Origin of the sequence: Microbacterium sp. Leaf351, from assembly GCF_001423825.1 — a bacterium.
Taxonomy (GTDB): domain Bacteria; phylum Actinomycetota; class Actinomycetes; order Actinomycetales; family Microbacteriaceae; genus Microbacterium; species Microbacterium ginsengisoli.
The window spans coordinates 73,230-73,483 of the sequence record NZ_LMPK01000034.1 but is presented as its reverse complement, the minus strand read 5'-3'; the positions used below and the strand labels follow the sequence as shown (position 1 = coordinate 73,483).

Below are 254 nucleotides of genomic sequence, written 5' to 3'. Positions count from 1 at the left end.
CTCGCTGCGCGAGCTCGCCGCGCTCGCCGAGACCGCGGGTGCCGCGGTGCTCGACGGCGTGCTGCAGCGTCGGCCGCACCCCGACCCCGCGACCTACGTCGGTCGCGGCAAGGCCGAGGAGCTGCGCGACATCGTCGCCGCGGTCGGCGCCGACACCGTGATCGCCGACACCGAGCTCGCACCGAGCCAGCGGCGTGCACTCGAAGACGTCGTGAAGGTGAAGGTCATCGACCGCACCACCGTCATCCTCGACA

The 254-nt window shown here is 72.8% G+C and carries 1 pseudogene; it reads left to right on the top strand.

Annotation, left to right across the window (positions count from 1 at the left end):
• Positions 1–254 (top strand): annotated as a pseudogene (locus ASG00_RS18070) (GTPase HflX); the annotation flags it as partial.